We start from the raw sequence: 13794 nt of genomic DNA, 5'->3' as shown, positions 1-13794 counted from the left end.
TTTAATGTAACGGAGGGAATCTGAAAATTTGAAAATGAAAAATTTTGAAAAAAGTCCTACATTATATAATACTATAATAATAACAATTTAGTGAATTGCCAATTTGCTGTTAAATATAATGATAAATATTGAATTTTACATAGTAAATGACAAACTCATCCATCTCTTCAAAAGCATGATAAAAATCTTTTTTTTACCAATTGCGGGTTTATGAAGAATCACTATATTTGCACCAAGAAAAAATTTAGCAATGGCAAACCAAATTAAAGGTAAAATTTCTCAAATTATTGGTCCGGTAATCGACGTTGTCTTCACAGATGTGGAAGCTGTTCCAGCAATCTATGACGCGTTAGAAATTACAAAAGAAAACGGTGAAAAAGTAGTTTTAGAGGTAGAACAACATATTGGCGAAGATACAGTAAGATGTATCGCAATGGACGCTACTGACGGTCTTAAAAGAGGGCAAGACGTAATTGGATACGGAAATCCTATTATGATGCCTATCGGAGAGGCAGTAAACGGAAGACTATTCAACGTTGTTGGTGATGCTATCGATGGACTTCAAGATATTTCTAAGGATGGTGGTCTTCCAATTCACAGACCAGCTCCAAAATTTGATCAATTATCAACTTCAGCAGAAGTTTTATTTACAGGTATTAAAGTAATCGACCTAGTTGAGCCTTATGCAAAAGGAGGTAAAATTGGATTGTTCGGTGGTGCCGGTGTAGGTAAAACAGTATTGATTCAGGAGTTGATTAACAATATTGCAAAAGGACACGGAGGTCTTTCTGTTTTCGCCGGAGTAGGTGAAAGAACGAGAGAAGGAAATGACCTTTTGAGAGAGATGTTGGAATCAGGTATTATCAAGTATGGTGATGATTTCATGCACTCTATGGAAAACGGAGGTTGGGATCTTTCTAAAGTAGACTTAGAAGCTATGAAAGATTCAAAAGCAGCATTCGTTTTCGGACAGATGAACGAGCCGCCAGGTGCAAGAGCGAGAGTAGCACTTTCTGGTCTTACATTGGCTGAGTACTACAGAGACGGTGGAGAAAGCGGACAAGGTAGAGACGTACTTTTCTTCGTAGACAACATCTTCCGTTTTACACAGGCTGGTTCTGAGGTATCTGCACTTCTTGGTCGTATGCCATCAGCGGTAGGTTACCAACCAACGCTAGCTTCTGAAATGGGTGCGATGCAGGAAAGAATTACTTCAACTAAAAATGGTTCAATTACTTCAGTACAAGCGGTATACGTACCTGCGGATGACTTAACTGACCCGGCTCCTGCAACTACGTTTGCTCACTTGGATGCAACTACGGTACTTGACAGAAAGATTGCTTCATTAGGTATCTATCCTGCGGTAGATCCACTTGCTTCTACTTCAAGAATCCTTGCTCCTGAAGTTATCGGTCACGATCACTACAACTGTGCTCAAAGAGTAAAAGAAATCCTTCAAAGATATAAAGCACTTCAGGATATCATCGCAATCCTTGGTATGGAAGAACTTTCTGAAGAAGATAAAGCTGTTGTATACCGTGCAAGAAAAGTTCAGAGATTCTTATCTCAACCTTTCCACGTAGCAGAGCAGTTTACAGGTATCCCAGGATCATTGGTAGACATCAAAGATACGATCAAAGGATTCAACATGATTATGGATGGTGAGTTAGATCACTTACCAGAAGCAGCTTTCAACTTGAAAGGAACTATCGAAGAAGCTATCGAAGCAGGACAAAAAATGTTAGCTGAAAACGCTTAATAATTAGACATAAAGATTACAGATACCAGACATGAGACTTTAAGGTTGTCTGAAATCTGAAATCTGAAATCTTCAAATCTAAATTAAAATGAATATAAAAATTTTAACACCAGAATACGTAGTTTTTGAAGGAGAAGTAGACTCAGTATTGTTGCCTGGAAAAAATGGTGAATTTCACATCATGAAAAACCACGCAGGAATTGTTTCTTCTTTAATCGGAGGTGATGTAAAGCTTTTTGCTAACTCTATTGATGAGGCTTATGCTAAAAATTTCACTAAAGAAGCCGGAAAAGACTCTGTTTTTGCTTATGCTATCAAAAGCGGTGTTGTAGAATTTAATCATAATAAAGGAATTATCCTTTGTGAATAATTAAATGAAAAGCTAAATATATTTTCAAGAAAGTGTAACTTTGTGTTACACTTTTTTTATTTGTAAAAGTCTGATTGTATGAAGAGAGGCATAATCATATTATTTACAGTTCTGGGTATTTTCCTCCATGCCCAGAATATCAAAACCAAAAGAGGAATTATTAATCTTGACGGTATTCCGGTAGCTAAGCTCTCCAACAAATCCAGCGAATATACGTTTATGGATCTTAAAGAGACCCCGATGTATACGATTAAATTCATTGATAAAAGCATCGTGGATTCTGTTCGCGACAGTTATATCATTGTCAACAGAGTATATAACAGGGACAAAACCATCGAAATTGATTACTCGTCACCTTCTGCATTTTCCGGAGAAGAAAAATCTGCAGTCTTTACTTCAGTTAAAGATCTTAAAATTATTGATACCAAAGGGATCAATGTTAAAAATCTTGATGAGCTTTTTTCAAATGTCCCGAAAAGGAAGCTGGACGCTAAAACAAAAGATGCTTATACGATCAGAAAGAAAATAGACAAGATGAATATTGAGGTCAATAAAGTGGGAGAGATCCTTAGTAATGGTGTTCCTGTAGGGTATTTTACCAACTTGCCGGTAAGTTTCGGCTCAGAAGATATTATCATGGATAAGACCCCAATAGATATTGAAATTTATGATGCTAAAAGTAAACTTATCGGAAGGTATATCACCACAACAAAACAGCTGAAAACAGCGGGAGGAAAGTCTTTTACGATCTATAGAGAAATGTCCGGAAGGGCTTCAATCCTGAAATTTCCGACCTATAAAGCACTGGCTGAGCGCATGGCAATTATGGATCCCAATTTTATCAAAATACAGGAAAAAGTAAACGTAGGTACTGTTTCAAAAGAGACCCCTAATTAATGTAATACAGATTTTATCAATAGGAACGGGCTTTAGCCCGTTTTTTTATTATGGATCAAATTCATCCGGCTTTAGCCAAAACTCTAAACCACCCCGTCAAAAATTCTTTGAATTTTTGCCACCCCTCCGGAGGAGGGGAATATTTTGCCGGTTTATTTATGGCAGCTAGAAATTTGGATTAATCTCTTCTGAATGTGAAAATGGAATGTCTTATCCTTTCAAATCCAAATCAGCGAGAGATGATCATTCAATAGAAAAAGGTTTTATTCATATAGAAAATTAACAATTCATAGAAAATTGTGTCTTTTTAAAAAATCCCTGACAAAAAAGTTGAAATTTTTATAAACTTAAAATCACCCCATTTTCCTTCAATTGTTGTATCGGTTTTGAGAACCAGAATAACTCAAAATCATCAAAATTTTCTTCAAATTGATTTTTAAGTTGTTGAATTGTAGGTTTTTTAGAATTTTCAATAGCATTCTCTTCCAATACATTCATCAGCCATTTTGCTTTTTCCTGTTCCAGTTCAACCTTCACAATATTGGTTTTTAAGTGGAATGTAAGAAGCGTATACGTACCAGAATATTTCTTTTTATTTTTTACGCGATTCTCAGCGATTACATTTTTGGTCAAAAAGACAACTTTTGAATTTGCTTTCAGACTGAACTGCCCATCTTCCAAAAGACAGTCATGAATATAATCCGGGTGAATGGTAGTCCTTGGAATTTTAAAATCAAACCAATCCTGAAGCGGCAGTTCGAAATTGACTCCATGCATATAATTGAACAGAGACTTTTTTAATCCGAAGCTGAACTTATTGTGATCGATTCCGGTTTTATCTTTAAAGTCAATATCATTATTAGCAAACAAAATTTCCTGTTTTACCGGAACTACTCCAAAATCTTCCGGGCTCATTCCAACGGGTGAGTGAGCAGTCATTGCGAACTGATGCCAGAATCCACTTTGAAGAATTCCCATCTCAAACATCTGCCGAATCATTTCCAGAGAATCTACCGTTTCCTGAACTGTTTGGGTAGGATAGCCATACATCAGATATGCATGAACCATAATTCCTGCTTCGGTAAAGTTTCTTGTTACATTCGCTACCTGGTCTACAGAAACTCCTTTATCTATTAACTTCAGCAATCGGTCACTGGCCACTTCCAGACCTCCGGAAACTGCAACACATCCTGAAAGTTTCAGAAGATAGCAGAGATCCCGGGTAAAGCTTTTTTCAAAACGGATATTCGTCCACCAGGTAACTACCAGATTTCTTCTGAGGATTTCCAGAGCTACTTCTCTCATTAAGGCAGGCGGTGCGGCTTCATCCACAAAATGGAATCCTGTCTCACCGGTTGTTTTGATTAATTCTTCAATCCGGTCTACCAGAATTTTAGCAGAAATAGGTTCGTAGATCTTGATGTAATCTAATGAAATATCACAAAACGTGCATTTCCCCCAATAGCATCCATGGGCCATGGTCAGTTTATTCCACCTTCCGTCGCTCCATAAACTGTGCATCGGATTGGCAATTTCGATAACGGAAATATACTGATCAAGTTTTAAATCTGTATAATCAGGAGTTCCTATTTCAGACTGTTTGAAGTCATGCCTTTTAGAATTGTTTTTATAGACAACTTCTTTATTTTTGAGAAGAAAAGTTCTTTTAAACTCGCCTTCTTCAGGTGCAACTTCTAAATTCTGGTAAAGCAGTTCCAGAGGAAGTTCACCATCATCTAAAGTAATAAAATCAAAAAATTCGAATACTCTCTGATCTTTGACTTCTCTTAATTCCGTATTGGGAAATCCTCCTCCCATAGCAATTTTAATGTGAGGATAATGCTTTTTGATCCATTGGGCACATTTGAATGCTGAATACAAATTACCAGGAAACGGAATGGAAAAACAAACAAGCTTTGGCTGAACAGTTTCAATTTTTTCCTTAAGAATTTTTAAAGTAAACTCATCGATAAATGTAGGTTCACCAGATAATTTCGAATATAATTCATCAAAAGAATTGGCGCTTTTTCCAAGGCGTTCTGCATATCTGCTGAAACCAAAATCGGAATCGATATTTTCCACAATATAGTCGGAAATATCTTCCAGGTATAGAGTTGCCAGATGTTTGGCCTTATCCTGAAGTCCCATATTTCCAAAAGCAAATTCCATATCATCCAGCTGGTTGAAACGGGAAGCTTCGGGAAGAAAGTTCATGCTACAGATCTGTCTTGCTAATGTAGGAGTTTTATCCTGTAAAAAAGTAATGACCTGATCTATTGTTTTTAAATATTCTTCTCTTAAGGCATAGATTCTCTGAGAGTTTTCAGAGGTGCTATGAAGGTCAATTTCTTTACTGAAAACCTTCTGAATTCCATCCTCTGAAAATAATTCCAAAATAACATCAATCCCCAAATCTACCTGATAGCTTGAAATATTCTTGGTATTTAAAAATCCTTTTATATAAGCTGTTGCAGGATAAGGAGTATTAAGTTGGGTAAACGGCGGAGTAATAAGAAGCAGGTCTTTCAACAGAAATTTTTTGCAAAGTTATTCCAAAGTTTTTTTAGAAAAAAATTTTTTCCCCTGATTATAAACAGTGACGAAAAGTCTTTAGAGATATTGCATTTATTACTATTCGATTTTCTTGATTCTTCTTATTTCCAATCCATGGAAGCAGCAAAGCATTTTAGAATAAATTAGAAGGTTTATTAAACAAAGCATCCGGAGAATTGCTGTCAATAAATGTTAAGAAAGCATCTTCGTCAAGGTATCCGTCTACATCAAGAATTTCAGCTTTCAGCAATCCGATTTCGCCAGGTTTTTCAAGGCTTATATTTTCAATAAACTTTCCGGTCTTGCCTGTTATTTCATTATGGAAACTGATTAAGTATCTGGAATAAATATTACCTTCAGCCACCGTGTAATGTCCGTTTTCTGCAATGAGAGAAGTCATAATGCTTCCTCCGATGTATGTTTCATTATCATTCCCCGAAGCACCAAACAATACTTTTGAGGTCACATTTCCGGAGCAATATAATGAACCGTTGATGATAATATTTTCTGCCTGTATATTACCGGTAACAATAAGGACAATATAATCCTCCACAAAAAGTTTCTCCGACAAGTGAAGATCACTATCGATAAGAATGATTTTATACCCTTCATCTTCTGAAGTAATCAGTTCCAGAGAAGTGTTGCTTTCATTTTGTATAAGAACAATTTCAGGAGCATCGTTTTCATTATTGATGTACAGGGAAGCGTCCTTTAACTTTTCTGCTGTTTCATCGTCCAGCATTTCGAAAAATTCAGTAAGGCTTTCTTCATCTATGCCACTTTCATTGAAGAAATTGTTTTCCAGGGCTTCGTGAGCAATGCTGTATAGGTTTTCTGATTTTTCTTTGAGTTGTTTGTATAATTGGTCTTTGGTAAGTTTTTGCAATTCTTTCATCGGTTTTTAAAAGTATATACATTATCTATTCAGTGGGGGAAACACCTGTTAATAGACTGATGCAATATAGTCAGATAAATTATGTTACGCCAGAAAGAGATGTATTTTTTCAAATATTTTTTTATCGATGATTTCCTGAGCTGATAGATCAGATTATTTCATACAAAAACCGAACTCATAAAGAAGTCCGGCTTTTGTATAATAATTTATGAGGGTTAAACATGGCCTATTTTCTTTTGATCCCCAATTACATTCAAGGTAACTCCGAAAAGAATTAGAGTAATCCCGATGAGTAAATTAGGAGTAAATTTTTCATGAAATATCAGGACACTGATCAATACAGCGACTACAGGTTCCAAAGCTCCTAAAATAGCAACCGGAGTAGAACCTATATATTTAATAGCAAATACCAAACATAAGCTGGAAATAACTGTAGTCAAAAATGCAAAAATAAGAAAGTTAATAAAAATTTCTGTTGAAGGAATAGCAAAAGATTCATTAGCCATCAAAGCTTTGGTCATAAAGAACATTGAGGTAAAAAGCATAGAATAAAACGTAAGCTTAAATCCTGAAACCCTGATATTCGATTTGTTGACAATGACCATATATAATGCATAGAATAGTGAGCTGAGCATTACAATTCCCAATCCTGCAAAATTAATTTCCAGTCCGTTTCCTTTTAAACATAAAACAATGACTCCAGCGAAAGCAAGAAGTAATGATGCTCCCGATAGTCTGGTTAATCTCTCTTTGTAAAAGAAAAGCATGATGAGTGCTACAATAATCGGGTAAATAAATAAAACGGTAGAGGCAATTCCTGGCGTGAGGAAATCATATCCTAAAAACAGAAACTCCGAAGAAAGGGCATAGCAGATTCCAAGGATGGCCAGAATTAGGGCTTCTTTTTTATTGATTCTAAAACTTTCTTTGGAATACAGCAAATATCCTCCCACCATTAAAGCTGAAAAGAAAAATCTGTAAAACAGCGTGATATCCATTGAAAAGTGTGCCTGCTTAACAGGCAGGATAAAAATAGGAATCATACCATATGAAACGGCTGATAAAATTCCCAGCGTGTAACCTCTAAGTTTCATTTGCTTTTATAGTTATTAAACAAAAAAGCCACTGATTGATTCAGTGGCTTTTTTTATTTTTATGAATTAAATCGGTTTAAAACTTAATCCTTGTTCCTGCAGTAATTTTTGTTCCTGCTCTTTGTAGTAGCCACCTACTAACTTATCATGAATTGCTTCAAACGCTGCCAGAGTTTCATTGATCTCTGCATCGGTATGAGAAGCGGTAGGAATAAGCCTTAAAAGAATCATTCCCTTCGGAATGACCGGATATACCACCACAGAGGTGAAGATACCATAATTCTCTCTTAAATCTTTTACCAATAGAGTAGCCTCTACAGGAGTTCCCTGCATCATTACCGGAGTTACACAAGTATTAGTGTCTCCAATATTGAATCCTCTTTCTGTAAGTCCGTTCTGTAGTTTGTAAACATTCTCCCAAAGTTTAGCTTTGATTTCAGGTCTTGATCTCAATAGCTCCAGTCTTTTTAATCCTCCGATTACCATTGGCATCGTAAGAGATTTTGCAAAGATTTGTGATCTTAAGTTGAATTTCAGATATCTGATGATTTCTTTGTCACCCGCAAGGAATGCTCCGAAACCAGCCATTGATTTTGCAAATGTAGAGAAATAGACATCGATCTGATCGTTACAGTCCTGCTCTTCACCTACACCGGCACCTGTTTTACCAAGAGTTCCGAAACCGTGGGCATCATCTACTAAAAGTCTGAACTGGTATTTAGATTTAAGATCACAGATCTCTTTGATTTTACCTTGTTGTCCTCTCATCCCGAAAACACCTTCTGTAATCACAAGAATACCTCCTCCTGTTTCTTCAGCTACCTTGGTTGCTCTTTGAAGGTTTTTCTCAAGACTTGCCATATCATTATGCTTGTAGGTAAATCTTTTACCGGAATGAAGTCTTACTCCATCCACGATGCAGGCATGAGAATCCATATCATAAACAATCACATCATTTCTGCTTACCAAAGCATCAATGGTAGAAACCATTCCCTGGTAACCGAAATTCAATAAATATGCTGATTCTTTTTTTACGAAGTCTGCCAATTCTCTTTCCAGCTGAAGGTGCTGGTCTGTTTCTCCGGACATTGCTCTTGCTCCCATTGGATAGAACATTCCATATTCTGCAGCCGCTTTCGCATCCGCTTCTATTACTTCAGGGTGATTACACAGCCCTAAATAGTCATTGGCACTCCAGAAAATTACTTCTCTCCCCTGAAATTGCATTCTCGGGCCGATAGGTCCCTCTAATCTTGGGAAAATAAAATACCCTTCACCATAATCTGCAAATTGTCCAAGTGGTCCTGGATTTTCTTTTATTCTTTCAAAAATATCCAACATTGTATCGTAATTTTTAAGTAATAAAGCCTTTTTTGTCTGAATACGCAAAAGGCTTTATTTATTTGTATCGTGATTTTATTCGTTCTTATTTGATAAACTCGGTTTTGAAAACTTCGTCATAGTTGTGAACACAGTTGTTAACAAATCCTTGTTCTGCCATCCATTTGTCACTGTATACTTTAGTGATGTATCGGGAACCGTGGTCAGGATAAATCAAAACAACTACGTCATTTTCTGTAAGTTCATGAGACTGGGCATACTGCATCAATCCCTGGGTTACAGCTCCGGTAGTATAACCTCCCATAATAGCTTCTTTCAAAGCAATTTCACGGGTTCTGTACGCCGACATTTCATCATTTACCCTTACAAACTCATCTACCTTGTCAAAAAGCAGGGCAGAAGGGATCAGGTTTTTACCCATTCCTTCAATCTGATAAGGATGTACATCTTCTTTGTGGATTTCTCCTGTCTCGTGATAGCTCTTTAGAATAGAACCATCAGCATCAACACCAATAATTTTGATATCAGGATTTTTTTCCTTCAAGAATTTGGCAGAGCCGGATAGCGTACCACCAGTTCCTGTACAAGCGAAAAGGTGAGTGATCTTACCTTCTGTCTGTTCCCAAATCTCGGGACCTGTTGTCTGATAGTGTGCATCAATATTAAGTTCGTTAAAATATTGATTGATGTAAATAGAATTAGGAGTTTCCTGAGCGATTCTTTTAGCTACTTCATAATATGATCTCGGATCATCTGCCGGTACATTGGCCGGGCATATATATACCGTGGCTCCCAATGCTTTCAGATAAGCAATTTTTTCAGGTTTTGTTTTATCACTTACTGCAAGAATACATTTATATCCCTTAATGATACACACCATCGCAATAGAAAACCCGGTGTTACCGGAAGTAGTTTCAACAACTACAGAATCTTCCTTTAAAAGGCCTTTTTTCTCTGCGTTTTCTATAATATGAAGTGCGATTCGGTCTTTGGTGGAATGTCCAGGATTATATGATTCTAACTTGGCATAAATGGTTGCTGGAATATCTTTTGTCACAGTATTTAGCTTCACCATCGGAGTGTGTCCTATCAGGCCAAGAATATTATCGTAAACATTACTCATTATTTGTTATTTTCAATAAAAATCTGACTGCAAAAATACAAAAAAATAAATAATTACTAAACTTTTGTTTGATTTCTAGGGCATAGTTTGTAAAAAAATATTTTAGTATTTTCAGTTTTGACACGAGTATAATCGCAAATACTGCGCCAAAATTTTTAAATTTTGTTAAAACCCGCATAAAATAAGATAAAAGCCTTATTTTCGCATAATTGATTTAATACTATGAAAAATTGGACTTTTAGGCAATGGAACACCGTTTCAGGATGGGTGATTTTCGTTATTGCTTTCTTCACGTACTTGTCCACCATAGAACCCAATTTCAGTTTTTGGGATTGTGGCGAGTACATTTCTTCTGCAGTAAAACTTGAAGTAACGCACGCTCCCGGAGCTGCTTTATTCCAGATAGTGGGTGCCGTGGCAGCCATTTTTGCATTAGGGAAAGGCGAAAACTATTCTATCGTGATCAACGCGATGTCTGCATTGTTCAGTGCGCTGACTATTTTATTTTTGTTTTGGACGATCACTCATTTTGTGAGAAGACTTTTAAACAAAGATTTTGAAGAAATTACAAAACATCAGGAAATCTCTATTTTATTTGCCGGAGCGGTAGGAGCACTTTGCTTTACGTTCTCAGATACATTCTGGTTTTCGGCAGTAGAGGGAGAGGTTTACTCTATGGCTTCTATGTTCATTGCGCTTTTGGTCTGGTTAATCACCAAATGGGAGAATGAGTATCAGGCGGGAGACAGTGAAAGATGGATTATTCTTATTTTCTTCGTTCTAGGACTTTCTGTGGGAGTGCACATGATGTGTATGCTTGCAATTCCTGCCGTATGTCTGGTATACTATGCAAGAAATTACAAGTTTACCTGGAAAAACTTTATCTGGGCAAACCTAATTACACTGGGAATTTTGATTATCGTTTTCAAAATTATCTTCCCTTTAATTATGACAATGTTCGGAAGACTTGAGATTTTCTTTGTGAATGGTCTTGGACTTCCTTTCCACTCCGGAACAATTGCAGCATTTGTTTTAATGGTAGCGATCTGCTATTTCTTAATCAAATATGCAAAAAAAGCAAAAAGAAATATCTATCAGACGGCTGCATTATCTGTAGTTTTCATGATGATCGGATTCTCCTGCTGGATGGTTATTCCTATCAGAGCCAATGCGAATCCGCCAATGAACCTTAATGATCCGGATACGGCAATCGGGATGTTGGATTATTATAACAGAGAGCAGTATGGTGACTGGCCAACAATCTACGGACAAAACTATACAGCATTTCTGGATGCTAACGGAATTGAGAAAAACGAAGACGGAAGCTTTAAGACACAAAAAACCGGAGAAATCTACGAAAAAGACGAAAAAACCGGAACCTACAGAAAAACCGGAGACCGTTTCAATTATGTATTTAACAAGTCTCAGGTGAGCTTAATGCCAAGAATGTTTAATGAGGATAAGGATGTAATGGCCAACTATATTTCTATGTATGGTGCTCCTGATTTTACATTCAACTATGCGAATGAAGATGTGGCAGACAATCCACAGGCAAAACAGATTTTTGATGAACTGAGAGCGAAATATGAAGACAAATCCATTACTGCTTCAGATTATCTGAAAGTAAAACCTTATAACCTGATCAATGTTCAGAAGCCTTCATTCCTTCAGAATATGGATTATTTTATTACGTTCCAGAACGGATATTATTTTGTAAGATACCTAATGTGGAACTTTGTAGGAAGACAAAATGATCTTGAAGGAAACATGGAAAGCACAAAAGGAAACTGGATTTCCGGTATTCCTTTCATTGATAATGCTACTGTAGGAAATCAGGATAAAATGCCTGCTAAATTCAAGAATGAAAGTACAGTAAAATTCTTCTTCCTTCCATTAATTCTAGGATTGATTGGGTTCTTTTTCCAGTTGAACAGAGACTTTGGAAGATTCTATGCACTGTTATCTTTATTTATTTTAACAAGTGTAGGGATTGTTTTCTATACAGGGGTAAAACCTTTTGAACCGAGAGAAAGAGATTATGCGATGGTAGGTTCTTTCTATGCATTTGCGATCTGGATCGGTTTGGGTGCCGGAGCTATTCTTTGGTTCTTACAATCTAAAATAAAATCAAACGGGGCTAATGTTGCTCTGGGAGTGGTTTTATTAGGAGTACCATTCATGATGGGCTTCCAGAACTATAATGTTCATGACAGAAGCAACAGATATACTGCATACGACTATGCGTATTCAGTGTTGAAATCATTACCGAAAAACGATATCCTTTTCGTTTACGGAGATAACGATACTTACCCGGTTTGGGCTATTCAGGAGACGGAACAGTTCAGGGATGATGTGAAGGTAGTTAACTTTACCCTTGCTTCAACTCCATGGAATCTGGATCAGATCAAAAGAAGAACGTACAATGCAATGGGAATCCCTAGCCAGCTGACACACGACGACTATAGAGATGGGGTAAACGACCAGATCTATATGATGAAGAAGGAAGATTGGGAAGGTGTTTTCTCTATGTTGAAAGAACAGGGAGCTCCGGAAACAGAATTCCAGTCTTTCAGAAAATATCTTACTCAGGATTCTTTAACTTTGAAACAGGCGATTGAATTCATTAAATTCAAATCTCCTGAAAAAGACGAATTGTTGAAAATGTATTTCGGGGAAGAGAAATTTGAAAAATACAATATCCTTCCGGTAAACAAATTCATCCTTCCTGTGAATAAAGAAAATGCTTTAAAAGCAGGCATCATCAACAAAGAAGATCTTCCAAACGTAGCCAATCAGATTATGATTACTTACAAAGGAAATACGCTTTATAAGAACAACCTGATTTTGATGGATCTTTTAGCGAACTTCGACTGGAAGCGTCCGATCAACTTCTCGTCAGGAGGTATTTACGACAGTGAGAATATTTTCTATCTGAACGATTATCTTCAGTTTGACGGATTCAGTTACAGATTAATTCCTATCCAGACACCTCCGAGCGCTGATGGAGATATGGGACGAGTAGATGCCAATTCTCTTTATAAGGTAGTGAAAAGCTTCAGATGGGGGAACTTCAAAAACTTAAATGCTCACTTTGATGAAACGGCAACTTCCAATATCATCAGCTACAGAATGTCAGCAAGCAGAGCGGCGGCAGCCCTTGCGTTAAGCGGACAGAAAGCTAAAGCATTAGAAATTCTCGATCTTGCAGCGAAAGAAATTCCAGCAGAGAAATATAATGATCCTCGTTCTTTAAGTTCAATTGTTTCAGGATACATCATTGCAGGTCAGGAGCAGAAAGGTCTTCAGCTTGCTGAGGTACTTAAGAAAGGAATCTTTGAAGAGTATGATTATTATTTAAGTCTTTCTAAAGCAGATCAAAGCTATTTGAGAAGACAGATGAGAACAAAACCTATGGAATATTCTCTTGTGGTTTCTGCGGTAACAGATGCTTATACCAAGATCGGACAGAAGGAAAAAGCATATGCTTATCTGGTAAAATCCATAGAGCCGATTGACAAGAAGTTCAATGTATTTATCAAAGATCTTCAGGAAATGGGAAGAGATAAGGCGATGAAAGAGTCTGAAAATGTTCAGCAGATCACACCATTCTATCAGTACTTATTTGATGTCATGGAACCTTATGATTCTACGTATTCAAAAGAAAAGGAAAGTCAGATTACCAACGCGATTATCAAAGCGACAAAATAAAAATACTTTAAAACGGAACTTCGGTTCCGTTTTTTTATTATTGGCAATCATGAA

At 36.7% G+C, this 13794-nt stretch carries 9 protein-coding genes; 4 read left to right on the top strand and 5 right to left on the bottom strand.

Annotated features, from left to right (window positions below; all coding sequences use genetic code 11):
- Positions 1 to 250 precede the first annotated feature (250 nt).
- From atpD to PZ898_RS04335, 3 genes are all read left to right on the top strand, one after another.
- Entirely contained in the window at positions 251 to 1759 is a 1509-nt protein-coding gene (atpD, locus tag PZ898_RS04345; protein WP_062674887.1) for a F0F1 ATP synthase subunit beta, read from the top strand.
- 88 nt (positions 1760 to 1847) lie between these two features.
- Complete coding sequence (locus PZ898_RS04340; protein WP_062674884.1) at positions 1848 to 2129, top strand: F0F1 ATP synthase subunit epsilon; 282 nt, start codon at positions 1848 to 1850, stop codon at positions 2127 to 2129.
- Positions 2130 to 2207: 78 nt separating this feature from the next.
- Complete coding sequence (locus PZ898_RS04335) at positions 2208 to 3026, top strand: hypothetical protein (RefSeq protein WP_277694896.1); 819 nt, start codon at positions 2208 to 2210, stop codon at positions 3024 to 3026.
- A 339-nt stretch (positions 3027 to 3365) separates the two neighbouring features.
- On the opposite strand, the gene PZ898_RS04330 is transcribed toward PZ898_RS04335, so the two are convergent.
- The 5 genes from PZ898_RS04330 to PZ898_RS04310 all read right to left on the bottom strand — a co-directional run bounded on the left by PZ898_RS04330 (position 3366) and on the right by PZ898_RS04310 (position 10032).
- Complete coding sequence (locus PZ898_RS04330; RefSeq protein WP_277694895.1) at positions 3366 to 5555, bottom strand: radical SAM protein; 2190 nt, start codon at positions 5553 to 5555, stop codon at positions 3366 to 3368.
- Positions 5556 to 5712: 157 nt separating this feature from the next.
- Positions 5713 to 6474: a hypothetical protein gene (locus PZ898_RS04325; protein ID WP_277694894.1), complete on the bottom strand. Its 762-nt coding sequence runs from the start codon at positions 6472 to 6474 to the stop codon at positions 5713 to 5715.
- 215 nt (positions 6475 to 6689) lie between these two features.
- Positions 6690 to 7568 carry a DMT family transporter gene (locus tag PZ898_RS04320; protein ID WP_277694893.1) on the bottom strand — a complete coding sequence of 293 codons (879 nt, stop codon included), beginning with the start codon at positions 7566 to 7568 and terminating at the stop codon, positions 6690 to 6692.
- A gap of 66 nt (positions 7569 to 7634) precedes the next feature.
- Positions 7635 to 8906 (bottom strand): pyridoxal phosphate-dependent aminotransferase family protein, encoded by a 1272-nt coding sequence (locus PZ898_RS04315; RefSeq protein WP_174525202.1) that lies wholly within the window; start codon positions 8904 to 8906, stop codon positions 7635 to 7637.
- A gap of 88 nt (positions 8907 to 8994) precedes the next feature.
- A complete protein-coding gene (locus PZ898_RS04310) occupies positions 8995 to 10032 on the bottom strand; it encodes a cysteine synthase family protein (RefSeq protein ID WP_062674872.1) in 1038 nt (345 codons plus the stop codon).
- A gap of 222 nt (positions 10033 to 10254) precedes the next feature.
- Between PZ898_RS04310 and PZ898_RS04305 the strand changes: the two genes are divergently transcribed.
- Positions 10255 to 13740 carry a DUF2723 domain-containing protein gene (locus PZ898_RS04305; protein WP_277694892.1) on the top strand — a complete coding sequence of 1162 codons (3486 nt, stop codon included), beginning with the start codon at positions 10255 to 10257 and terminating at the stop codon, positions 13738 to 13740.
- The last annotated feature ends 54 nt before the right edge of the window (positions 13741 to 13794 follow it).

This window comes from Chryseobacterium sp. WX (genome assembly GCF_029542485.1).
GTDB classification, from domain to species: domain Bacteria; phylum Bacteroidota; class Bacteroidia; order Flavobacteriales; family Weeksellaceae; genus Chryseobacterium; species Chryseobacterium cucumeris.
This window is presented reverse-complemented; position numbering and strand designations above follow the sequence as displayed.

Coding starts and splice junctions, on each gene's coding strand:
- atpD (WP_062674887.1), top strand. CDS start 251: ATGGCAAACCAAATTAAAGGTAAAATTTCTCAAATTATTGGTCCGGTA.
- PZ898_RS04340 (WP_062674884.1), top strand. CDS start 1,848: ATGAATATAAAAATTTTAACACCAGAATACGTAGTTTTTGAAGGAGAA.
- PZ898_RS04335 (WP_277694896.1), top strand. CDS start 2,208: ATGAAGAGAGGCATAATCATATTATTTACAGTTCTGGGTATTTTCCTC.
- PZ898_RS04325 (WP_277694894.1), bottom strand. CDS start 6,474: ATGAAAGAATTGCAAAAACTTACCAAAGACCAATTATACAAACAACTC.
- PZ898_RS04320 (WP_277694893.1), bottom strand. CDS start 7,568: ATGAAACTTAGAGGTTACACGCTGGGAATTTTATCAGCCGTTTCATAT.
- PZ898_RS04310 (WP_062674872.1), bottom strand. CDS start 10,032: ATGAGTAATGTTTACGATAATATTCTTGGCCTGATAGGACACACTCCG.
- PZ898_RS04305 (WP_277694892.1), top strand. CDS start 10,255: ATGAAAAATTGGACTTTTAGGCAATGGAACACCGTTTCAGGATGGGTG.